The organism is Neobacillus sp. 114 (assembly GCF_030127045.1).
Lineage (GTDB): Bacteria > Bacillota > Bacilli > Bacillales > Cytobacillaceae > Neobacillus > Neobacillus rhizophilus.
In genome coordinates, this window is record NZ_CP126144.1 from 4,981,733 (window position 1) to 5,005,173 (window position 23,441).

26 protein-coding genes and 1 other annotated feature are annotated in these 23,441 nt (G+C 42.5%); of the genes, 2 read left to right on the plus strand and 24 right to left on the minus strand.

The genetic code is table 11. From position 1 onward, the window contains the following. Positions 1-96: 96 nt before the first annotated feature. The 3 genes from nadA to nadB are packed head-to-tail and all read right to left on the minus strand — an operon-like array spanning position 97 to position 3,587. A complete protein-coding gene (gene nadA / locus QNN06_RS24480) occupies positions 97-1,200 on the minus strand; it encodes a quinolinate synthase NadA (protein WP_284036094.1) in 1,104 nt (367 codons plus the stop codon). Between the two features lies 1 nt (position 1,201). Continuing rightward, positions 1,202-2,050: a carboxylating nicotinate-nucleotide diphosphorylase gene (nadC, locus tag QNN06_RS24485; RefSeq protein WP_284036095.1), complete on the minus strand. Its 849-nt coding sequence runs from the start codon at positions 2,048-2,050 to the stop codon at positions 1,202-1,204. After that, the gene (nadB, locus tag QNN06_RS24490) at positions 2,019-3,587 is read right to left on the minus strand and encodes an L-aspartate oxidase (protein WP_284036096.1); all 1,569 of its coding nucleotides are present in this window, start codon (positions 3,585-3,587) and stop codon (positions 2,019-2,021) included. Before nadB ends, nadC begins: the two co-directional genes overlap by 32 nt. Positions 3,588-4,134: 547 nt before the next feature. Here nadB and QNN06_RS24495 point away from each other — a divergent pair. Beyond that, the gene (locus tag QNN06_RS24495) at positions 4,135-5,283 is read left to right on the plus strand and encodes an IscS subfamily cysteine desulfurase (protein ID WP_284036097.1); all 1,149 of its coding nucleotides are present in this window, start codon (positions 4,135-4,137) and stop codon (positions 5,281-5,283) included. A gap of 53 nt (positions 5,284-5,336) precedes the next feature. Continuing rightward, complete coding sequence (locus tag QNN06_RS24500) at positions 5,337-5,876, plus strand: transcription repressor NadR (protein WP_213120031.1); 540 nt, start codon at positions 5,337-5,339, stop codon at positions 5,874-5,876. Between the two features lie 42 nt (positions 5,877-5,918). Here QNN06_RS24500 and pheA read toward each other — a convergent pair whose 3' ends face one another. The 21 genes from pheA to pilM all read right to left on the minus strand — a co-directional run bounded on the left by pheA (position 5,919) and on the right by pilM (position 23,440). Continuing rightward, positions 5,919-6,773 (minus strand): prephenate dehydratase, encoded by an 855-nt coding sequence (gene pheA, locus QNN06_RS24505; RefSeq protein WP_284036098.1) that lies wholly within the window; start codon positions 6,771-6,773, stop codon positions 5,919-5,921. A 59-nt stretch (positions 6,774-6,832) separates the two neighbouring features. Then, positions 6,833-7,288 carry an ACT domain-containing protein gene (locus QNN06_RS24510; RefSeq protein WP_372447635.1) on the minus strand — a complete coding sequence of 152 codons (456 nt, stop codon included), beginning with the start codon at positions 7,286-7,288 and terminating at the stop codon, positions 6,833-6,835. A gap of 23 nt (positions 7,289-7,311) precedes the next feature. Next, positions 7,312-8,604, minus strand: coding sequence for a GTPase ObgE (gene obgE / locus QNN06_RS24515; protein WP_213120028.1), 1,293 nt, complete (start codon positions 8,602-8,604; stop codon positions 7,312-7,314). 63 nt (positions 8,605-8,667) lie between these two features. Beyond that, positions 8,668-9,198, minus strand: coding sequence for a sporulation initiation phosphotransferase B (locus QNN06_RS24520; RefSeq protein WP_213120027.1), 531 nt, complete (start codon positions 9,196-9,198; stop codon positions 8,668-8,670). A 190-nt stretch (positions 9,199-9,388) separates the two neighbouring features. Then, positions 9,389-9,679, minus strand: a complete 291-nt coding sequence (rpmA, locus tag QNN06_RS24525; RefSeq protein ID WP_213120026.1) for a 50S ribosomal protein L27 — start codon at positions 9,677-9,679, stop codon at positions 9,389-9,391. Between the two features lie 12 nt (positions 9,680-9,691). Next, on the minus strand, positions 9,692-10,024 hold the full coding sequence (locus tag QNN06_RS24530; RefSeq protein WP_284036099.1) for a ribosomal-processing cysteine protease Prp: 333 nt from the start codon (positions 10,022-10,024) through the stop codon (positions 9,692-9,694). 15 nt (positions 10,025-10,039) lie between these two features. Further along, positions 10,040-10,348: a 50S ribosomal protein L21 gene (gene rplU, locus QNN06_RS24535; protein WP_213120024.1), complete on the minus strand. Its 309-nt coding sequence runs from the start codon at positions 10,346-10,348 to the stop codon at positions 10,040-10,042. Between the two features lie 13 nt (positions 10,349-10,361). After that, positions 10,362-10,443, minus strand: a sequence feature (ribosomal protein L21 leader region). A gap of 35 nt (positions 10,444-10,478) precedes the next feature. Then, entirely contained in the window at positions 10,479-11,924 is a 1,446-nt protein-coding gene (locus QNN06_RS24540) for an Rne/Rng family ribonuclease (protein ID WP_284036100.1), read from the minus strand. Positions 11,925-12,045: 121 nt separating this feature from the next. Next, positions 12,046-12,915: a M50 family metallopeptidase gene (locus tag QNN06_RS24545; RefSeq protein WP_284036101.1), complete on the minus strand. Its 870-nt coding sequence runs from the start codon at positions 12,913-12,915 to the stop codon at positions 12,046-12,048. Further along, the gene (locus tag QNN06_RS24550) at positions 12,908-13,693 is read right to left on the minus strand and encodes a M23 family metallopeptidase (RefSeq protein WP_284036102.1); all 786 of its coding nucleotides are present in this window, start codon (positions 13,691-13,693) and stop codon (positions 12,908-12,910) included. Before QNN06_RS24550 ends, QNN06_RS24545 begins: the two co-directional genes overlap by 8 nt. Positions 13,694-13,802: 109 nt before the next feature. Next, positions 13,803-14,606: a septum site-determining protein MinD gene (gene minD / locus QNN06_RS24555; RefSeq protein ID WP_213120020.1), complete on the minus strand. Its 804-nt coding sequence runs from the start codon at positions 14,604-14,606 to the stop codon at positions 13,803-13,805. Between the two features lies 1 nt (position 14,607). After that, positions 14,608-15,288 (minus strand): septum site-determining protein MinC, encoded by a 681-nt coding sequence (minC, locus tag QNN06_RS24560; protein ID WP_213120019.1) that lies wholly within the window; start codon positions 15,286-15,288, stop codon positions 14,608-14,610. Between the two features lie 198 nt (positions 15,289-15,486). Further along, positions 15,487-16,005 carry a rod shape-determining protein MreD gene (gene mreD, locus QNN06_RS24565; protein WP_284036103.1) on the minus strand — a complete coding sequence of 173 codons (519 nt, stop codon included), beginning with the start codon at positions 16,003-16,005 and terminating at the stop codon, positions 15,487-15,489. Then, positions 16,002-16,883, minus strand: coding sequence for a rod shape-determining protein MreC (gene mreC, locus QNN06_RS24570; RefSeq protein WP_284036104.1), 882 nt, complete (start codon positions 16,881-16,883; stop codon positions 16,002-16,004). The genes mreD and mreC overlap by 4 nt, the downstream gene beginning before the upstream one ends. 57 nt (positions 16,884-16,940) lie before the next feature. Continuing rightward, positions 16,941-17,963: a rod shape-determining protein gene (locus QNN06_RS24575; RefSeq protein WP_213120016.1), complete on the minus strand. Its 1,023-nt coding sequence runs from the start codon at positions 17,961-17,963 to the stop codon at positions 16,941-16,943. A gap of 149 nt (positions 17,964-18,112) precedes the next feature. Further along, positions 18,113-18,802: a RadC family protein gene (radC, locus tag QNN06_RS24580; protein WP_213120015.1), complete on the minus strand. Its 690-nt coding sequence runs from the start codon at positions 18,800-18,802 to the stop codon at positions 18,113-18,115. A 44-nt stretch (positions 18,803-18,846) separates the two neighbouring features. Continuing rightward, positions 18,847-19,419 carry a Maf family protein gene (locus QNN06_RS24585; protein ID WP_217033800.1) on the minus strand — a complete coding sequence of 191 codons (573 nt, stop codon included), beginning with the start codon at positions 19,417-19,419 and terminating at the stop codon, positions 18,847-18,849. Positions 19,420-19,657: 238 nt separating this feature from the next. Beyond that, positions 19,658-20,722 carry an SPOR domain-containing protein gene (locus tag QNN06_RS24590; RefSeq protein WP_284036105.1) on the minus strand — a complete coding sequence of 355 codons (1,065 nt, stop codon included), beginning with the start codon at positions 20,720-20,722 and terminating at the stop codon, positions 19,658-19,660. A gap of 122 nt (positions 20,723-20,844) precedes the next feature. After that, positions 20,845-21,663, minus strand: a complete 819-nt coding sequence (locus QNN06_RS24595; RefSeq protein WP_284036106.1) for a hypothetical protein — start codon at positions 21,661-21,663, stop codon at positions 20,845-20,847. Then, a complete protein-coding gene (locus QNN06_RS24600) occupies positions 21,660-22,445 on the minus strand; it encodes a PilN domain-containing protein (RefSeq protein ID WP_284036107.1) in 786 nt (261 codons plus the stop codon). The genes QNN06_RS24595 and QNN06_RS24600 overlap by 4 nt, the downstream gene beginning before the upstream one ends. After that, positions 22,445-23,440, minus strand: a complete 996-nt coding sequence (pilM, locus tag QNN06_RS24605; protein ID WP_284036108.1) for a type IV pilus biogenesis protein PilM — start codon at positions 23,438-23,440, stop codon at positions 22,445-22,447. Before pilM ends, QNN06_RS24600 begins: the two co-directional genes overlap by 1 nt. Position 23,441: the final 1 nt, after the last annotated feature.

Consider the following 23,441-nt stretch of genomic DNA (forward strand, 5'->3'; position numbering starts at 1 on the left):
GCTAATATTCTTCACAAAAACTTATGCTATTTTATCAAGAATTATGAATAGGACCATAGCAGGGCAAAAAAAATAGATGCAATCCCTGCATCTATTTCATGAGTGGCTTAGCATTCTCTTTAAAGCTAATTTTGCGTTTTTCGCAATCTCTGAGCTCACTTTAATGATATTATTGTTATTTTGGTCCTCAATGGTATCGAGGCTCCACACAAGATGTGGAAGGTCAATCCGGTTCATCGTCAGGCATGGGCACATATGAGGGTTTAGAGAAATAATGTGCTTATCCGGATGATTCTGGATTAAGCGGTTAACAAGATTCATTTCTGTACCAATAGCCCATGAAGAGCCTGGTTCCGCCTTTTCAATCGTATTAATGATAAAACTTGTTGAACCGGCCGTATCAGAAATTTCTACAACCTCGCGACGGCATTCCGGATGGACGATGATTTTCATGTCAGGATATTGTTCTCGTGTGTCAATCACATTTTGCACCGTAAAGTTTTCATGGACGGAGCAATGCCCCTTCCATAGGATGACTTTAATTTTTGAAAAATCACCCTCGTATTCGAGGCTGTCACTGATAGGATTCCAAATCGCCATTTCATCCAATCCAACCCCTAGCTCGACGGCTGTGTTCCGCCCAAGATGCTGATCCGGCAGGAAGAGAATTCGCTCCTTTTGTTCAAATGCCCATTTGACCATTGTCTCAGCATTGGAAGAAGTAACGGTTGCACCTCCGTTCGCACCGACAAAGGCTTTAATAGCTGCAGTGGAATTGACATAGGTTAATGGTAGAATGGTGTCTCCAAATAAACTTTGGAGTTTATCCCACGCTCTTTCAGTTTGGTTTAGGTCGGCCATGTCGGCCATTGAGCAGCCAGCCCTCATGTCAGGCAAAAATACCTTTTGACTTTTGCTGGTTAAAATATCTGCTGTTTCCGCCATAAAATGGACTCCGCAGAAAATAATGAATTCGGCTTCTGTATTTTCCGCTGATAACTGCGCTAATTTCAAGGAATCCCCAGTTGCATCGGCAAATTGAATGACTTCATCCTTTTGATAATGGTGTCCCGGTATAAACAGACGGGAGCCGTATTTTTCTTTTACTTCCTTCACGCGGACCTCAAGATCCTCGCGGGACATTTGCTTGTATTTTTCAGGTATCATTTTATTTGCCTGGAAGGCTGCCAAAATGCTCATCTTATTCCTCTCCTTTGCTCCATAGCACTTTTACACTAATATCTAACGCTTTATAGGAATGAGTCAAAAATCCCAAGGAAATGTAATGAACGCCTGTGTCTACATAGGAAGCAAGATTGCTCAATTGAATCCCGCCTGAAGCTTCGGTGATAATTCCCTGCGGCACCAATTTAATCAGCTCTTTTATTTCATCAGGTGTCCGGTTGTCAAACATGATGACATCCGCACCGGCTTGGACTGCCTCTCTTACCTGCTCCTCCGTTTCAACCTCTACTTCCACCTTCACCATATGACCGGCTTGTTTTCTTACTGCCTCCACTGCCCTACTGATGGATCCCGCAAAGGAAATATGGTTATCTTTAATCATCACGGCATCATACAACCCAAAGCGGTGATTATAGCCGCCTCCGGAGCGGACTGCATATTTTTCAAGCATGCGAAGCCCCGGCGTCGTTTTCCTTGTGTCGCAAATCCTTGTAAAATCGCTATTAAGAGTTGTTACGGCTTTGTTAGTAAGCGTTGCAATCCCGCTCATCCGCTGCACCAGGTTCAACACAACCCGTTCTCCTTTTAACAAGTCGGAAATTTTTCCGGTGACGGTTGCCAGCTGCTGTCCCTTTTCGAACTGTTCCCCATCCTTTACAAGAACCCGGGTTAAAAGATCCTGATTTAATAATTCGAATCCCGTTTTGATAATTTCTTCCCCGCAAAATATCCCGTCATCCTTGGCAAGAAAAACGATCTCGCCTTTCGTATCATCCGAAAAAATTAAATCTGTTGTGATATCCTGTTCGCCGATATCTTCAATAAAAAAACTTTCAAGTAGTGAGCGCAGTTTTAATTTGTTCATGATTCCTCTCCACTTCTTTTTTTGTATGAATGATGGATTTCTGAAGCCAATTTTGATTGTCCTCAATCGGGTAATCACTTCGGAAGTGACCGCCGCGGCTTTCTGTCCTTTTTAGGGCTGATTCTGTTATCAATTTTGCTGTAATTAGCATAAAGATTTTTGTTAATTCTTGTTTTGAAAAAGAATCAATCGTTTGCAATTCATCGATTTTAAATTGCTCAAGCCACTTTTTTTGATTTGTTAAGGCAAGCTCATTGCGGACGATTCCTACTTGGTCCATCATAGAATTCTTTATTTGCTGGATGGAAGGCAGCTTTAGTTTTTTATGAGTGTGCCTGCTTTTGGTTGTAACTGAGATTGCTGGAATGATCTCTGTTGGCGCTTTATTAATCCAGTCCGCCAGTTTTTTTCCATGATACAGTCCTTCCAGCAAGGAATTGCTGGCCAGCCGGTTGGCTCCGTGCAGGCCTGTACAAGCCGATTCCCCAATGGCATACAATCCTTGGATTGATGTGCGGCCGATAAGGTCCGTTTTTATTCCCCCCATTAAGAAATGGCTACCGGGCACAACCGGAATTTTCCCTTCAGTTAAGTGAATTCCATTGTTTTCACAAAGCTCGGTGATGGTAGGGAATCTTACCTCAAAATCTCTTACATTCGTTATATCTAAGAATACTTTATGGCCATTTTTCAAATAGTCATAGATCGTTTGCGAAACAATATGTCTTGGGGCAAGGTCTCCTAAAGGATGAACTCCTTCCATAATCGGAGTGCCTTCCACTGATATAAGATTTGCGCCTTCTCCTCTCACCGCCTCAGAAATAAGGCCTTTAGTTTCACCATTGACATATAAAAGCGTCGGATGAAACTGAATAAATTCCATATCGATAATGTCAGCACCCGCCCGGTAAGCCAGGGCTATCCCATCACCATTGACTGTTTGGGCATTGGAGGTATAGCGATACAATTGCCCGCAGCCGCCAGTTGCTAGAATGATGTGGCTGGCAAAATGCACTTTAAGGTTACCTTTTGAGTCTTTAACTTTTACCCCGATACAGTGGTTGTTTACAGGATTAATGACTAATTCATATGCAAAGGTGTCCTCTTCAACCGTGATATGTGCTTTAAGTTTGCTAATAAGGTACTCCACGACGTTCTTACCCGTCGCATCACCGCCGGCATGGACAATTCGGTGTTCACTGTGGGCACCCTCCATTCCAAGCTGCAATTTCCCATCCGAATCACGGTCAAATACCTTGGATATTTCTTGTATTAGGTTAGGTGCTTCATAAATGATTTCTCGAACAGCTTCCGGGTCATTATGAAACGCCCCCGCCTCTAAGGTGTCCTCTACATGTTTTTCCGGATGGTCTGCTGGTCCGATAGCTGCTGCTATTCCGCCTTGGGCAAGGTAAGAATTTGCTGTTCGTAATTTCGACTTTGTGAGAACTCTCACATTATTATTTTCACTTAAGTGGACAGCCAGCTGTAGAGCTGCTATCCCGCTTCCAATAATTACAACATCTGATTTTGTCATTGTTTGACCCTCCTGGATTAACAGGTGTCTTGACATATATATTTACACAGAATTACACTAAATACAAGATATTTTTTCTGGAACCGGGCAGGTAGATTTGGTCTAGGTGATCTATTGCCGGTTTTTTCACGAAGTCGGGCACGTAGAACCACTCTATGTGACAGGTGCTCCGGTTTTTTCACAAAGTCGGGCACGTAGAACCACTCTACGTGACCAGGGCTGCGGTTTTTCCACGAGGTCGGGCACGTAGAACCACTCTACGTGACCAGGGCTCCGGTTTTTTCACGAGGTCGGGCATGTAGAACTACTCTATGTGACCGGGGCTCCGGCTTTTTCACAAAGTCGGGCACGTAGAACGGCTCTACGTGACCAGGGCTCCGGTTTTTTCACAAAGTCGGTCACGTAGAACCACTCTACGTGACCAGGGCTCCGGTTTTTCCACGAGGTCGGGCATGTAGAACTACTCTACTTGACCGGGGCTCCGGTTTTTCCACGAAGTCGGGCATGTAGTAAACATATTTTTCTACTAAACTAAGGGAGTGCAAAAATGAAATATTTTGATTATGCTGCCACAACCCCGTTGGATCCAGAAGCAGCAGAGATTTTTGTAAAGGCTTCGACCGAGTTCTTTGGTAATTCCAGCAGCCTCCATGATATCGGGGGACAATCTGCCGCATTGCTTGAGCATTGCCGGGAAGAAATGGCCCAGCTTTTGGGCGTGGATAAACAGGGTTTGTTTTTTACAAGCGGGGGTTCTGAAGGAAATTTCTTAGCTATTGAGGCATTATTATCTGCTCCAAAAAAACAAGGCAAACATATCATTGCTGGAATGGCGGAGCACTCGTCCGTCCATGGAATCTTGAAACGGCTTGAAAAAGATGGTTATTCTATTACCTATTTACCGTTCAATTCATCCGGGGTGATTGATCCTGAAAATCTATTAAATGCCATCAAACCGGATACCATTCTTGCTGCCATTCAGCATGTTAATTCTGAAATAGGCACCATCCAGCCCATCGAGCAGCTTGCAAAAATCTGCACTGAGCACGATATCCATTTTCATACCGATATGGTCCAGTCCTTTGGAAAAATTGATGTACGAAACATTACTCCTTTGGTAGGCAGCTTTTCTTTTTCCGGACATAAAATTTACGGTCCAAAAGGAATTGGAGGGGCGTATGTTAATCCAAAAATTGGATGGAATCCGTTTTTTCCGGGGACTTCTCATGAAAAAGGATTTAGACCCGGCACTGTTAATGTGCCTGCTATTGCCGCGATGACCACCGCAGCCCAGAAAATTACGGGCAGAATTCAAGAGAATGCGCGAAGATTTGTTGAACTCCGGCACGCTATTCTTAACGCCCTTCAACCTATCAGTGAACGAGTCCACGTCTATCAGGCTGAAGGCGATTCACAGTTGCCGAATATCATCGGCATGCGGATTTCCGGCATCGAGGGCCAATGGATGATGCTTGAATGCAACCGGTTGGGTTTTGCAATATCAACCGGAAGTGCCTGTCAGATTGGCATGCAGACGCCTGCAAAGGTCACCCAGGCATTGGGGCTGACAATTGATGAATCGAAGGAATTTATCCGTATCTCATTCGGCCATCCCACAACGATGAATGAAATCGAAGCTTTGGGCGCAGGGATATTGAAAATTGCCAATGAATTTGCGGTCTCATCTGTTATTTAATTAGGCGAAATTATGTTAGAATAGGTTCACAGATATCAAACGGGAGGGTTTTTATGACGGAGCAAAAGAAAATCTTAGGAGAGGAAAGGAGGACTCTGATATTAAAACTGCTAAAGGAAAGTGCTTCGCCTCTAACTGGAAGCGACCTTGCTGCTAGAACTAATGTAAGCAGGCAGGTCATCGTAGGCGATATCACTCTCCTTAAAGCGAAAAATGAACCGATAATTGCGACAAGTCAAGGGTACATGTATTTTAGCCAAGCTCCCGGCGCCCATGTTTTCGAAAAAACAATTGCCTGCCGCCATAACCCAGAGGATACGGAAAAAGAGCTGTATATTTTTGTTGACAATGGCGTGACCGTAAAGGATGTTAGAATTGAGCATGCTGTTTACGGGGACTTAACAGCTTCGATTATGGTTTCGAACCGGCAGGAAGTGAAGCAGTTTATCGAAAGAATTCGCAGCAATAAGGCAGCTTTTTTATCGGAACTGACAGATGGCATCCATCTGCATACAATTTCTGCTTCTAGTGAGGAAGCAATAACGCGTACGGAGGCGGCCATGAAGGAAGCCGGATTTTTGATGGAATTTTAAAAGGACTCGTCGGTTGACGGGTCCCGATTTTTCTTTATTGTACTAGCTCATCTCAACCATCACCGAAGGATAACTCCCCAACAGCTTCACGCCGCAGCCCAATGCTTCCAACTCAGCCATGGCCCCTGGAATTAACACTTCATCAAGATTCATTTCTAAATCAATAATGAAAAAGTAATTACCGATACCGGTTTTCATTGGTCTAGACTCTATTTTCGAGAGGTTAATCCGTCTCCACGCAAATGCAGACAGAACCTGATGCAGCGCACCTGCCTGGTCTGATGGAAGAGTAATCATTAAGGTCGTTTTATGGTGAGCTGAGCCACTCAAGCCCTTCAATTCAGTTTGTTCCTTTGCTAAAACAACAAATCGAGTATGGTTATAATCAAAATCATGGATATTTCTCCGGACAATAGAAAGACCGTATTCCTCAGCAGCAAGCTCATTGGCAATAGCGGCAATATTAGCCTCTGGTGTTTCCATCACCATTTTAGCAGCCGCCGCGGTGGATGACACACTTTCAAACGGAACACCTTTTAATTGAGTATGTAAAAATTTATGGCACTGGGCAATCGCATGCGAATGGCTATAGACTTTTGAAACCTGGTGCCAGTCCGAGGCATTTGAAGGATGAACCATTAAATGCTGCTTAATGGGAAGCGTAATTTCGCCAATAATCGGAAGATCGACTTCCTGGGTTAAATAATCAAGGGTAATATTGACGGACCCTTCGAGCGCATTCTCAAGCGGAACAACAGCGAAATCCACTTCCTGTTCAACAACAGCATCCATGCATCCCGGAATCGTCTGGAACGGTATATGTTCAAATCCCGAAAAAACTCTTCTTACGGCTATCTCTGTGAATGTCGCCTTTGGTCCTAAGTATCCTACCTTCACTTTTCTCTACTCCCTTTCTAAAAAGAAAGCTGAGAGCCGGGCCAGTGAACTTTTGTTCACTATGCACCTGTTCCCAGCACTTCAACTTTTTCTACAAATTCTAGCTTTCTCAGTTCGGCCAGCAAAGAATCTATATCATGGACCATACCTGCAGTGTTTAATGAAAGTGTAACATTAGCTCGCCCCATAAGCGGAATCGTTTGGTGAATCGTTAGAACATTGCAGCCTGAACCCGCAACAACACTTAACAGTTTTGACAGGGTTCCGGAACGGTCCTCCAAATGGAAAAATAGCGACATAATCCGGTCCTTTGAAACCGAAGAAAAAGGAAAGACAGTGTCTCTATATTTATAAAAAGCACTTCTACTTAAATCCACCTTTTGAACTGCATCCCCAATGGATTCAGCCTTCCCTCTTTCCAGCATGTCCTTCGCTTCGATGGTTTTCTTCATCGCATCCGACAGAACATCCTCACGGACCAAATAAAATTTTTTATCAAAGTTAGCCATGCTCATCTCTCCCTCTTAGGGACCTCAACTTATTCTAAAAACTCAAATTCAAATTCCAGCAGCCTCACGATATCCCCATCTTTTGCCCCTCTTTTTCTTAAGGCATCGTCAACCCCAAAGCCGCGGAGCTGGCGTGAAAAACGTCGCACAGATTCATCCCTTGAAAAATCAGTCATCTTAAACAGCCTTTCAATTTTCTCACCTGAAAGGACAAATGCTCCATCCGGGTCTCTTGTAATGTTAAACGCATCAGCATCGGCTTCGTGTTTATATACTACGCGGTGAACACCTGTTTCCTCTTCTTCTTCATGCTGAAGCGGGAATTCCGGTGTTTCCTCAATCTTATCAGCAACGGCAAACAACAGCTCGCGGAGGCCTTTCCGCGATAGTGCAGAAATCGGAAAAATCGGGTAATCCTCCTGCAGCTTCTCTTTAAATTTTTGCAAGTTCTCTTCTGCATCAGGCATATCCATTTTGTTCGCGACGATAATCTGCGGACGCTCAGTTAAACGGAGATTGTATTCTTGCAGTTCCCGGTTAATCGTTAGATAGTCCTCATACGGGTCCCTGCCTTCAGTTGCCGCCATGTCAATGACATGGACGATGACTCTTGTCCGTTCAATATGACGTAAGAATTGGTGCCCTAACCCAACACCCGCATGTGCCCCTTCAATAAGGCCAGGCAGGTCGGCCATGACAAAGCTGCGTCCATCTTCGGTTTCAACCATTCCGAGATTAGGAACGATGGTCGTAAAATGATATTCCGCAATTTTTGGCTTGGCTGAAGATACAACTGACAACAATGTCGACTTTCCAACACTTGGGAATCCAACAAGACCAACATCAGCAAGGAGCTTTAATTCCAAGATCACATCGCGCTCCTGGCCCGGTTCACCATTTTCGGCTATCTCAGGTGCAGGGTTTGCTGGAGTCGCGAATCTTGTATTACCGCGTCCGCCGCGTCCGCCTTTGGCGATAACTGCACGCTGACCATGCTCAACTAAATCGGCAATGACCTCATTTGTAGCCGCATCCATGACAACCGTTCCAGGCGGCACTTTAACAATCATATCCTTGGCGCCTCTTCCGTGCTGCCCCTTGGACATGCCATGCTCGCCCCGAGGTGCCTTAAAATGGCGCTGATAGCGGAAATCCATCAGCGTACGCAAGCCTTCTTCTACTTCAAAAACTACATTAGCACCTTTACCGCCGTCGCCTCCAGCGGGACCGCCATTAGGTACATATTTCTCACGGCGAAACGCAACCATTCCGTTACCGCCATCGCCGCCTTTTACATAAATTTTTACTTGATCGACAAACATGTTGATCCTCCCGTCGTACTTTGAAATAACTGATGAATGCGACGAGATCGCAAGTGCTTACCTCTATTTAACAGCAGGCATAAACACCTCTAACGCGAATTCGCTTTCGGTAAATTCCTTTACGGTCACCTCTTGTGATCCGGACAGGAATTTTTCAATCAGTTCCTTATTATTTATTATCCCGCGAAAATCAAAAAAGAAACGAATTCCATCCGACTGCGGTTCAATTGTTATGGATAAATGGTTTTCTTGAAATGCTTCAATCGCCTGATTTAAACCGGTAAAAAGGGATTTTGTCCATTCAGTCAATTTGAAGTCATTAATCTTTATGTACTCAGAATCCTCAAAAACCTCATATTCTAGCTGAAAGGAATGACTTTCCCAATTAGCTGTAAATAATAATGAGGCAAATTGCGGAAGTCCCAGATTAGACAGCTTTGTCTCATGCTGTGCCTCCACTACAATTTCCGTTATGACCTCTTTAACCCGGTCAATTCGATTTAAGTCGAGGTTACCTTTGATGAGCTGCAGCTTATTTAACCAATCATGTCGTGAATGCCGCAGCACTTCGATAATATCCCATTCTTTCTCCATGCGTACTCTCCCAATCCTTTATCGGAAACTATTTTCTGTTAGTATATCAAAAAAACAACCATGAGTAAGCAATTTTTATGTTGAATGATACGATTTGGAGAGGCAAAAGTGCAATGATGATGAATAAACAGGTGAGGTGTTAAGGTAAAAAGAAAACTCTAACCGTTATGGTTAGAGTTTTCTAGTAACTTTAAGCTTCTTGAGCTACTGGATATACGCTCACTTTTTTGCGGTCACGACCTAAGCGCTCAAATTTTACAACGCCGTCGATTTTCGCAAATAGAGTGTCGTCTCCGCCGCGGCCAACGTTTTCACCTGGGTAAATCTTAGTACCGCGTTGACGGTATAGGATAGAACCACCAGTTACGAATTGACCGTCCGCACGCTTAGCACCAAGGCGCTTTGCGATTGAGTCACGTCCGTTCTTTGTAGAACCTACTCCCTTTTTAGAAGCGAAAAACTGAAGATCTAATCTTAACATTTGTTCCACCTCCTACTGTTTGAAGGTTAATTTTATGTGCTTTCCGTACTCCTGTTCAATCCCTTGGAGTGAGACAATCATCGCCTCAAGCAATAACTGTACTTTCTCTTGTGTTTCGTTTGAAATATTCTCTGGAAACGTACATTGGAGAAAGCCGCCATTCCCTTGTTTAACCTGTGCTTTGACTCCCGTAAGAGCCTCGATGGCATTAACTGTTCCAAATGAAACAGCCGATGCACCAGCACAAACAATATCTTGGCCATGTTTTGCAAAGTCAGCATGTCCGCTCATCGTAAAGGAGTGAACGAGTCCGGATTCAGTACGATTAATCGTAATGCGAATCATCTATTGCTCAACACCTTATGCGTTGATTTTTTCGATGACTACTTTAGTATAAGGTTGACGATGACCTTGCTTCTTACGGTTGTTTTTCTTCGCCTTGTACTTGAAAACAATGATTTTCTTTTGACGGCCTTGTTTTTCAACTTTAGCTGTAACAGTAGCGCCTGCAACAACAGGGCTTCCTACTTTTACATTTTCACCGCCAACGAAAAGAACCTTGTCAAAAGTAACTGTTTCGCCAGCTTCTGCATTTAGTTTTTCAATGTAGATAGCTTGACCTTCTTCAACTTTCACTTGCTTTCCGCCAGTTTCGATAATTGCGTACATGAACTGCACCTCCTTATAAACTCAGACTCGCCAAAAACAGGCGCTTATGCTAAGGCGTAAGACTTACTACCTGTCATGTGCGGTTGTAGCACGGGTGCGCTACAAACATAACATTAAAATCATACATAATTTAGACGAAAGTGTCAACAGCTTTTTGGGATAACTCATCCACTGGTCCGAATTGCTTCAATAAATAATGATGTGCTGGGACTGTGGTGGTTGTAAAAAACACCTTAAAATGAAGCATTTCTTCCAGGATTTCTAAATGGGGAAGGAGATGCTCTTTAACTTCTTTTGTCGTTTCTACCAGGACTGCTTCAAATTCAGAATAGCGATGCTCCAATAGCTCCCTTTCTAGTCGGAACGCTATCGTCTCTGCACTTAAGATTTTTCCTGTCCCCTCACATACCGGACACTTATCCTGCAACGCTTCCGACAAGGTAACCTTCGTTTTTTTTCTAGTCAGCTGCAGAATCCCTAGCGGCGTAAAGCCAATCACTTTCGTTCTTTTTTCATCCTTTGACAGCTCTTTTTCAAAAAGATTTAGAATCGATTGCTTGTCCGAATCACGATTCATGTCAATAAAATCAATAAGCACAATACCGCCAATATCACGAAGGCGCAGTTGTCTGACGATTTCTTTCGCTGCCAGCTGATTGGTTTTAAGCACGGTATCCTGATAGTCCGCTTTTCCGGAAAATTTCCCGGTATTTACATCAATAATGGTGAGGGCCTCTGTTTCATCAAAGATGAGATAGGCACCATGGTCAAGCCAGACAACCCGCTTTAGAGCTTTATCGATTTCATGCTCAATTTGGTGAGCGGAAAAGATATTTTCTTTTCCATTATAATAGGTGCAGGGATACTTTTCTTCGAGTAGTTTTTTGAGTTCCAGATCATCTACGATGATTTCACCCGCCGACATTTTTTCGGCTTGATTTTGAATCATTTCGAGAAAGGTATCTTTTTGAAAAATTAGTCCCGGCTTTTTTAAGATCGCAACTTTTTTGGTAAATTCTTGATATTGTATACGCAGGCTGCTTAATTCTTCGCGGAGCTCATCTTCGGTTGCGGTAATGCTTGATGTCCGAAAAATCAGGCCTTCTTCTTCGGTTTTCATATGGTTGCCAGTCCGGCGGAGCTTTGCTTTTTGCTTTTCATCGGCAATTTTTTTCGATACCGCTACATAGCGCCCTTTTGGCATGTAAATCAGGCCTGTGCCTTGTATTTCAATAATGCCTGTTACTTTTGGACCCTTATTGCCTGTCGCATCCTTGTCAACCTGAACAAGCAGCTTTTCCCCTTGATGAACATAGGACGATACATTTCCTTGTTTTTCTGATGCTAACAAATATGTGGGAAGCTGATCACGATGTAAATAAGCATTCTTCTCTTCCCCGATATCGATAAAAACAGCATTCATCCCGGGCAGAACCTTTGTCACGGTCCCATAATAGATATTACCAACCAGCGATCGATGTTCTGGCCGGTCAAAAATAATCTTTTCAATACGATTTCCACAGAGATAAGCGAAGCGCTTTTCCCGCCCTATGTAATTTATAATTAATGTTTCCAAACCTTGTTTCCTCACCTTTTTAAAAATAGCTTATTGGGTTAACCATTATTTTACCCAAAGTTACAGGAAAAAGCGCTCGTACCCACACGAGCGCTCCCTGCTTTCTATCTATTATACATTACTAATACAAAAAGAGAAGGTCACTAATTTTGTCGTTTAAACGTTTTTCTGTGAAATAGGCATGCAGCAGTTCATTTTCATCGAGAGTGCCTTTTTCCCTGCCGTCGACCTCGACAATTATAGGGTGCTTGCAACCGCGCTGGAATTTTTCCAAAACGTTAATCAAAAGATCCTGCTCGTCTGCCTGGATGGGTTTCAAGGAGTCTGGACTTGATGATTTTTTCCCGTAATAACGTTCAAGTAAAAAGCGCATGAAAATAAAGCGCCGCTGCTTCCATTCGTAATAAAGCGAGAAGAATAAGAAGCCGATTACTACCCAAACATTGATGTGGGCTGGTGCTGTGGCTAATATTACAAATGAAAACATGCATAAACTGACGAAGGAAATCATCAGCGTGGTGCGATGGGCACTTGCAAAAGAATTTTTCAATGATAGCAGTAAAAATACCAGTTTCCCACCATCGAGCGGCCAAACTGGAAAAAGGTTAAAAATTAAAATCATCAGATTATATTCGATAAATAATGGAAATAAATCCTCGGGAAACAGGTTAAAATGAAGGAGGGCAAATGCCGCTGCCACCATCCAGACATGCTGGAGCGGACCTGCCAAGACGACAATCGCCTCTTCCTTTAATGGACGATTCCCGTGCTCATCCATCTCCGCGACCCCGCCAAATGGCAGGAGGGTGATTCTTTTGATTCTCCAGGAATAAAAAGAAGCCGCCGCCGCATGCCCCATTTCATGTACGAAAATGATACCCAGGAGTAAACTGACTTCCATAAAATGGGCCGTGGCGATTGAGAGTGCAATGACTAACCATAACAGCGGGTGGATGTGAACATGCCGGAGTAACTCGATCGCTTTATTCAAGACGAATCACCTGAATCGGGTCGATGAACTCATCGCCCTTTTTAACAGCAAAATAATACTGGCCTTTTGTTTTGTTCTCTTCCCCTGAATCAGAAACTGTCCCCACCACTGCTCTTTTATCGATATATTCATAGAGTTTGACCTTGATATCTTTTAAATTCCCATACCATGTTTCTGTTCCATCGGAATGCTGGATCACGACGGTTTTCCCGATGCCTTCTTTTTCTCCAGCATCCATGACAAACCCGTCACTGATCGCTTGGACCGCCGCTCCTTTGCCAGTCTCAATCATAATTCCCTGGCCGTTCTTTTCAAAGTTCTCAAGAATTTTCCCTGTTACAGGTACAGCCCCTTTTTGGACCTGCTCTTTCGCATCCGATTTGTCTTTTTCAGAAAAAGGCAACAAAGCAAGCGGCTTGCCGAACTTATCTTCATACCACTTAGAAACAACAGCAAACTTGAAATCTTGATCCATCGTTTTTAGGACGACGTCCCTCGCCGGCTGAAATGTGGCCGATTGATTGCGGAACATAATTGCCACCACTAGAAACAAGAGAATGGATGCTAAAATTTTGAAAAAGAAGACTTCCTTTTTAAATAAAGGGTGTCCATCATCATCATCGCCACCTGTGGACGGGGGAATATAATTATATTCGTATTTTTCTTCATCACCTGGCCATAACAAATTCCGTTCTGGCGCACTTGCCTTGCTGCTGCCCATCTCTTTTTTTCTCTTTGCGATTCGCCGCCGTATTTCATCCGGAGTAGACCGCGCCATACTCATCAACCCTTTTCACACAGTTTGTACAAGTTTATGTAGAGTTTTAATAGAGTATGACAAGCATATAAAAAAGCCAGTCCACAGATCTTGTGAACAGGCTTTGATTTTATCGAACTCCAAAGAATTTCTTCAGTTTTGAAAATACACCTTTATTTTGATCTTCGAGTGATTGAAGCGGGATGGACTCTCCGAGAATTCTTCTTGCGATGTTTCGGTAGGCGATCGATGCCTTGCTGTTTGGGTTTAGCGCAATCGGCTCACCATGATTGGAGGCTTTGATGACCTCTTCATCGTCAGCGACAATGCCAATCAGTTCGATTGATAAATGTTGGGTAATTTCATCGATATCAAGCATATCACCGGTCTTCATCATATGATTGCGAATTCGGTTGACGATTAACCTTGGCGGCTCCATATCTTTTTCTTTTTCTAAAAGTCCGATGATCCTGTCGGCATCGCGGACAGCAGAAACCTCCGGCGTAGTAACCACAATGGCTTTATCCGCACCGGCCACGGCATTCTTATAGCCCTGCTCGATTCCGGCCGGGCAATCGATGATTATGTAGTCATAGTCCTGCTTTAACTCAGTAATTAACTCTTGCATCTGCTCGGGTGTAACAGCTGACTTATCGACAGTCTGCGCTGCCGGAAGCAAATACAAAAGGCCGTCAAATCGCTTATCCTTAACGAGTGCCTGATGGGTTTTGCATCTTTTTTCAACCACATCGACTAAATCATAAATAATTCTATTTTCTAACCCCATTACGACATCTAAGTTTCGAAGGCCGATGTCCGTATCTATTAAGCATACTTTCTTTCCCTGAAGAGCCAGCGAAGTGCCGATATTAGCAGAGGTTGTTGTTTTGCCGACACCGCCCTTACCAGATGTAATTACGATTGCTTCTCCCACTTTAATGTCCCCCTTCTAATCTCGTTAAATTAGGCCTTAAATGATTTAAAGCTTGTAATCTATCGATAATAATATAATGGTTCTCATTTATGTAAGCACATTCCATTTCTCTGTGCTCATTAGCAGGATTCGAATCTGGGGATCTATTTATATATTCGCCGATTCTTAGCTGCGATGGCTTCATGCTCGAAGCGGCAATGACTGCCTGTTCATTGCCAAAACACCCTGCATGAGCAACTCCTTTGAGGACACCCATTATAAAAATATTCCCGCCTGCAATCACGGTTCCACCTGGATTCACATCTCCAATTAACAGTAAATCCCCTGGTACTCTTAATACCTGCCCGGAACGGACGATTCTTGAAACCGTTACGACCTCGTTTTCTTCCTTTAGACGATTGGCTTCTTCCTTCGTAATCACATTTGATTCAATATCATCCACCATTAAGTTTTTCTTTTGGCGGATTAACTCTTTTAGTTCTTCCTTTTGTCCGTCCGTTAAATAGCGATTGCCAATATCCACTTTCACAGAAATTAAGTGGCGTTCCTCCTCCGTTCTGGAGTTGGCGGAGAGCTTTTGGTCCAGTTCTTGCTTTAATTCCTCATAGGAACAGGTATCATCCAGATGAAGGACAAGTCCGTCCTTTGTTCCTTTTATTGTAACATTTTGCCGATTTTTCATGGAGAATTTTCACCTCAAAATACAAAAACAATTTCGGATTTAAGCCATTATTTTCCAAATCCAAATTATAAACATCCATCTTTAAAGAATTCGACACGAACTGTCCATTCTCCTTTTTTAAAAAAACATTCCCCAAACTTTGTTATTCAGGATAAAACTGTGAATGAGGAAGCGGCCATACCTACCCCATTCCCCGATTCATAAATCCTCCCGCAGTGCCTCGGCATGTTTTTCAAAGCCGCGTTTTAAAGGATAGGCTGCTATCAGGAGAAAAGTTCCATTTAATATAAGAGTGGGATAGAAACGCAAATTGACAAAGCTCATAAAATCAAGATTTGTCACATGAATTAAATAATTAATTTCATACACGCCCGCTTCTAACAGCGCAACTCCCAAAAGGGAAACGAAGAAAGCGACAACGATATTGGACTGAATCACCTGCATAACCTTTGCTGCTAGGTAGCAGATAAATGGAAACAAGAAAAAATAAATGCCGATAATTTCGACATATACGATATCAAATAGAAGTCCAAAGATGGCCGCATAAATAATCCCCTGATTTTTCCCAACATATATCGTCAAAAAAAGCAGAGTGGCAAACAGGAACCGCGGAACTAGTATACGGTTTCCAAAGGAATCAGCGGGCAAAAATTGAACAAACAGACTTTCAAAAATAAAAAGGAGCAAAAACAAAAGAGGGAGAAAGAATTTCCTCACAAGTCTTCCTCCTTCCCAGATTTCATCACACTTTCCTCGGGGCTCGTCATTAACCTTTTAATGACCATGACATTTTCAATATCGTAAAAGTCCGCTCCCGGCTTCACTAGTGCGGTTTGATTTAAGCCATATTGGTCTGGTTTCACCTCTTCTACCTTTCCAATCATCAACCCCTTAGGAAAAACACCGCCCATTCCTGAGGTGATGACCGTCTGCCCTTTTTCCACCTTTGCTCCTGATGGAATTGCTTTAACGAGAAGCATTTTTTGTTTATCATCAAAGCCCTGAACGAATCCGTAAACCTCGGTTTCCCCCTGAATCACAGCGGAAATCCTGTTTTTCGGGTCCATCGCACTCAATAGCTGCACTGTTGAGCTAAATTGGGTGACGTTTTTCACCTTTCCAATCAATCCTGTTGCTGTTACAACAGCCATATTTTTTTTAATTCCATCTAACTTGCCTTTATTGATAATAATCATTTCATGCCAACGATCAGGATTTCTGCCAATAACTGTTGCCGGCATTGGTTCCAAATCTCTCAGGGTCTTTTTTTCATCGAGAACGTCACGTAATTCTTTGTTGTCTTTTTTCAGTTCTTGAACTTCTGCTTCAAGGCTGGCAATTTTCTCAACGCGTGATTTTAATTCCTTATTCTCATCATATGTATTTTGCAAATCCTGAAGATTTTCAAAAAAGCCCGCAACATACTGGGCAGGCCTTGAAACCAGGGATTGAACCCAACCGGTGGTGTCTTTGACGAACTGTTCCGGCCAGGTAAGTTTACTTCTCTCCCTTAAAGAAAACCCAATCAATGCCACGAGAACAATGATGCTGACGAGCAAAATGATCAAACGCTTATTCAAAAAGAACTGTGGCATGATATTACACCTCTATTTTTTTCATTGTCCAGCGCCTAGGCGCTGGAGCTTTTCTCTTTATCTAGAATCTTTAGCTTTATTTTTAAATAAATGGATATGATCTAAAGCTTTTCCTGTGCCGATTGCCACGCAATCGAGCGGGTTTTCTGCAATCAGGACAGGCATTTTTGTTTCCTCGCTAATAACACGATCAATATTGCGCAGCAGCGCCCCGCCGCCCGTGAGGACGATGCCGCGGTCCATAATATCGGCAGCCAATTCCGGTGGTGTTTTTTCAAGCGTATTCTTCACTGCTTCAACAATGGCATAAACAGTATCACTTAAAGCGGAGGCAATTTCCTTAGCGGAAATTTCAATTGTTTTTGGCAAACCAGTCAGAAGGTCACGGCCGCGAATCTCCATGTTATCGATACCTTCAGGCGTGCCTGCAGAACCGATTTCCATTTTGATTGTTTCCGCAGTTCGGTCACCGATCATCAAATTATATGTTTTTCTAATATAGGAAATAATCGCCTCATCCATCTCATCACCGGCAACACGGATTGACTGGCAAGTAACAATTCCCCCTAAAGAAATAATCGCTACTTCCGTTGTACCTCCGCCGATGTCTACAACCATGCTTCCCGTCGGTTCCCAGACTGGAAGGTTGGCACCAATAGCGGCAGCAAACGGCTCTTCAATTGTGTAAGCATCCTTTGCTCCCGCTTGTCTTGTTGCATCGATAACCGCTCTCTCTTCAACTGCGGTAATCCCTGATGGTACACAGACCATCACATACGGCTTACCGGCGAAAAAGCCTTTATTCTTTTGGGCTTCGCGGAATAAATGCTTCATCATAATAGCTGTTATTTCAAAATCAGCGATGACGCCATCCTTCATTGGGCGAACGGCCACCACATTTCCCGGAGTCCGGCCTATCATGTTTTTTGCGTCATTTCCAACCGCAACTATGTGTTTTGTATCTGTTTGCATGGCCACCACAGATGGCTCCCTTGTGACAATCCCTTTCCCCTTTACATAGACAAGGGTGTTGGCAGTTCCTAAATCTATCCCAAGATCCTTTGTTCCAATTCCAAACATAACGTTGTATCTCCCTTTCTGATACTAAATGCACTGTCCTAAGGCAGGTGTTTATCGTAAAAATTTCAAAAAATTGTAACGTACATAAATAGGCAGTCCTAAAAAATCATAAACAATATTATAGCCTAACGTCAAATAAAATCATAGCATTACAAATATCCTTTTTCCTTCAAGCTGACAAACTTATTTTCCCCGATGATGATGTGATCAAGGAGATCGATACCAATGATCTTGCCGCATTCTACCAGCCGCTTTGTCACTTCAATGTCCTCCCGGCTAGGCGCGGGGTCACCGGATGGGTGATTGTGAAGAGCAATAATGGATGCAGCAGACCGCTTTAATGCCTCCCGATATACCTCACGCGGGTGAACGATGGAAGCGTTTAAGCTACCAATAAATACCGTTTGCTTATGCATGACCTGATTCTTGGTATTTAAATACAAGCAGACAAAATGCTCCTGCGACAGAAAACGCATATCGTTCATGACATACTTGGCCCCGTCTTCCGGCGAGCGGATCACATAGCGGTCATTATATTCCAAATTGGCAATTCTCCTGCCAATTTCAACAGCCGCCAGAAGCTGAATCGCTTTCGCCGAGCCAATCCCTTTTATTTCGGTAATTTCCTCTAAAGTGGCCGCTTTTAAAAGCCTTAAACCCTCAAAATGAGTTAAGAGGCGATTCGATAATTGCAACACTGATTCATCCTTCGTTCCGGTACGAAGCAATATTGCAATTAACTCGTGATTGGATAAACTTTGCGGGCCATGCTGGATAAACCGTTCTCTTGGCCGTTCATCTTGCGGGAAATCACGAATCATTAATGTGTCGCTTGACATTACTTTTCCCTCCCTTAATGTCGGGAGTTAATGTTAGAAAAAAATTAATACGGCAAATGATAGCCTAACCGTTTCAATTCCCTAATTGTTCTTGCAACCGGCAGGCCGACAACCGCAAAATAGTCCCCATGGATTTTTTTGACAAGCATGCTTCCAAGCTGCTGAATGCCATATGCCCCTGCTTTATCAAGCGGTTCACCGCTTTTCACATATGACCGTATTTCATCATCCGTTAACTCCCAAAACCAAACTTCTGTTTTTTCATAAAACTTTGTAGCGCTAGTTGGAGATAGAATTGAAACACCTGTAAATACTTCATGCTGACTGCCTGAAAGGGTTTTTAACATCTGTACAGCTTCCGCCTCATCAGCTGGCTTTCCCAAGATTTGATTATTTGCAACCACAATCGTGTCGGAACCAATCACAAAGGCATCCCTGTTTTCTTTAAAAACAGCCTGGGCCTTGCGTTCCGCCAATTCCATTACGACTTCTTCCGGAGAAAGCTTGGGGTCAAAGCTTTCATCCACATCACTGCTTGAAATTGCGAATGTTAAATGGAGATTTTCTAGAAGTTCTTTTCGCCGTGGAGAAGAAGAGGCTAAAATGAGGTTCTGCATTTCATCACCTTACCTTTTTTTGCAACGCTTTAGGGAGATACAAGTTAATCGTATCAAAAAAGAGCGGTGCAAACAATTTTTATATTATTAAATTTTGAAGAAATTTGTCAGATTATACAACTTTTATCAATATTTGCCGGATAGCGTGCTATAAAAAGCCCGCCGTCTATTCGGCAGGCTTTATTTTGCAATAATTTCCCGGAAAATATCGAGCGGTGGTTTAGTTTGTCAAAAGATGCTACAACGAATTATAAATGGACAGGAAGTTCAACAAATGCTGCTCAGCTTCAAGCAGGCTTTTTGTATCCTTGGACTTTTGAAAAGCTTTTACCTTTTCGTCAGCACCCACTAACTCTAATTTCATTTTATTGATATTTTCATTTTTAATATTGTTTATTTTGAGTTTTTCACTTTTACCAGCATCTGCAGAAACGCTGCTCGAAACAAGCGCTCCAGAAACCTGGGTTGAAAGAGATTGATAAATACTAGGAAGTGATTCGATAAAACTCTTTTCATTATCTGTAAGGTTTGAAAGCTTCTTTTCATCTAGCATCAATTGTTTCGCGAAGGCCCCCTCGGCACCCTTATCTTTGTATTTGGTACTTATTGATTTGGCCGTTTCAAGCGAATCCGCCACGCTTAAAAATAAATAAAACTTGCCGCCGATTTCTACCTGTTCAGAAGGAATACCTTTAGACTTTAATTGTTTAGCAGTATCCTCTGCACCTGCTTTCGAGGTAAAAACACCGCCTTGGACTACATAGGTGTTCAACTGTTCGATAGCAGCTGATACTGCTTTATCCGTTGTTTCCGGTTGTTCTTTTCCATTTCCTGTTTCTCCAACCACATTTGGTTCGGTGACAGCTTTTTCACCCGATTCCGTTATGACTAGCTTCAGCATAAAAAAACCAATCGTTAATCCAATGAGAATCGCAAAAACGGCGGTAATGACAATAGATCCTATCGGCCGACGATTGTTTTTGTTGGAAAAACTGGCAAATGAAATCGAAGATTTTTTTTGTTTGCCCTTGTTGGAGTTTTGGGAACTGGCTATTGTAAATTCCTCGATATCATTTTCAGAGGATTCCGGAATAACCCAATCAAAGCTTTCTTCAATAGATTCCTGAGCGGCCGCTGCCTCAATGATTCCTTCTGATTCTTGTAATTCCGAATCTATTTTTATTTCGTTTGGAATAGGTTCTAGTGTAGGTTCCGGCATATTTTTTCGAGGTTCTTCACGAAAGGATTTGGGTTCTCCATTTAATTTTATCGTGATGGTATGGCCCTTTTTAGGCTTGTCCACTTTACCTTCTCCTTTCTGTTCGACAGTAATATGTTCCATCCTAACATACCGGGAAAAAAAAATAACAAGACTTTTGTCGTCTTGTTATCTTAGAGTTTCGTCAAATTATTCGCTGATTTGCGTTATGGCTGCGTCTGGACCGTTGTGGGAAACTGGCTTAAAGGGTTGGTTTTTTCAGCAGGTGCTTCAGCATCTATTTTTGGAACATCCGCCTGTAAGTCAGCTAAATCAGGCATATAAAAAGCTGAAACAGTCAGTAAAAACGATAATTTCTGCTCCTCCTGCTGAACACTTGTTACTTCATGACCGCCAGAATAATTTATAGCCTCCACTACTACAATCCGTTTTAAAGATTCCAACGTTTCTACAAATTTTTCAAACTGTTCATAGTTTGGGGAGTCTACGGATAATTGAACTGTCAGCTTCTTTAAACCTGGCACAGCAGATACCGACTGAGCGTCAGCTTGGCCGGTATCTGCTTGATTTGTTGATGCTTGGCTGTCAGTCCCTTTATTTGCAGCTCCCTGAATCGAGTGCGTCTGGGCAGTAGTGTTCTGACCTCCCGAACCGGCTTGAGCAGAAGGCTGCTGAGGCTGGACAGATACCGCTCCATCCATTGAGAATCCCATGGACTTGATTTGGTTACCCGAAACTGTTTCAGCTCTTTCAAAGTCTAAAATCAATTGCTCCTGCAACGGTTTAACCGGAACTTTTTTCTGCAGTTCTCTAGTATTTTCTGCTACCTTATTTTTGCTATCGTCATTTTGCTTAACAACAGTATCCAATAACTTCTGTTCTGCTTTTAGGGTTTGTTGTTTAGTTTTTAAATCTGTTTTTAATGGCGCAAGTTTAAAAAGCTGAGCATAGACAATGAGAAGCACCAATAATAGGGTTACAATGGCGATTATATAATTATCCAGCTTTGAGAATTGAAGCTTCACGATCCGCTCACTCCTTTCTCGCCTGTCTTGCGTACATTAATATCTTGTTTAATTTCGTCCTTATTAAAAGTAATTTCAAATTGCCCCGTATATCTTGGCAGGTAAGGACTAGTTAAGGTATTTGCAGTGTTACTTGTTTGTGATACTGCTGCATTGTTATTTGTTCCAGCATTGACAACATCTGTTGGAGAATCAGTGCCGTCTTGAGCAGCGGCTCCACTTGCAGTGTTAGCTGTATTTGGTTGAATTCCGGTGTTTGTAGCTGCTTCGTCAACGGTTGTCACCGTTGTAGTGGTTTCAGCCTGTGCCGCTGGGTTTAACGAGCTAAGCTTTGCATCAGAGATCCATTTGGATTCATTAAGATTATTTAGGAAATAAGCAGCTTCCCTCGGGCTGTCGAATTGTACGGTTAAATTGATTGTCCCTGCTTCTGTATAGCTAAATGACTGAATAAAACCGCGTTCAGGCAAAATTGAGGTAAGATGACGCATAACCGGTATCGTTTGGATTGAATAGGTATTAGCCCAGTCAATTGCATTCTTAAGCTGGGTTACCGAACTGGAAGATTCGACATTCTGAATTTTTGCTTCTTCCTTTTCGCTTATTTTTTGGGTCATTGCGATTTCTCTGTCAACACTCTCAATATTTTTTTTCATAGAATTTATCTGAAAAAAATAATAAACGCCAGTCAAAAGAAATAATGCAAGGAAACCAGCTAACACCATATAAAAAGTAAATTTTTTCCGTTCCTTCTGCGGGAGCAGGTTGATTTCAACTAACATTATTTCACCTCTTTTAACGCAAGCCCTAAAGGAAGCAATAATTGATCCGGGATATTTTCCATTTTTTCCGTAGAATTCATTGCCAGTGTAATGCGGCCGACAGGGAGACCGAATCTTTCTTTCAAATCATCCTCTATAGCCTGAAGCATTGGATGATCGCCTGTAAGAAGAAATTTCGTAATATCATGATTTTCATGATTTAAGGTATATCGATAATAATCGATTAGCTTACTAATTTCTCTAAAAATATCCCCAAACTGTCCAGCAAGCTCATTCGTATCCCCAGTATATTTACATTTTGCAAGCCCGAAATGGTCCCTTTTAATATCCCACTTTTCTATATTAAAAGGTAGAGCAAACGGCCGCATCACAACAGGAACTGCTCCTTCGAAAATACTTAAATTAACAGAAGTTAAAGCAAATTGGATGGTGAATAACGTTTCATTTTCTTCTGCTAATTCGAGCTTATGGTAAAGCCGATACAACGATAAAGGGGATATATCGGCTGCAACAGGTTTTAACTTAACACTTGAGAATAAATGAGAGTATTCCATTACATTCTGCTCAGGTGCCGCAAACAAAAGCAATTCCTTTGTCTTTCCGTTGTCTCCTAGCGGATAAAAATCAAAAACAGGCTCTTCAAAAGGCAAATGGATGGTGGAGCCAAGTTCTAAATATAAATACCCCATTAATTCATCGTCTTGTATTTCAGCCGGAACATTGACTTTCCTAATAATAACGAGTTGGTCAGGGACAATAAAACGAATCGAACGCCTGTGAATCTTCCAATCATCAACACACTCTTCTAAAATATTCGTTAAAGAATCGATGTCAACAATTTTCCCGTCTTCAATGATTCCGGGTGTCAAAAAACGCTCTCCCCATTTTTGGGCAGCAGGCGGGTTCGATTGCTTTAATTCCACATAACGGATGGAATGATCGTTTAATACAAGATTTATTATTCGGTTTTTGGATGAAAACAGGGAAAAAACCATG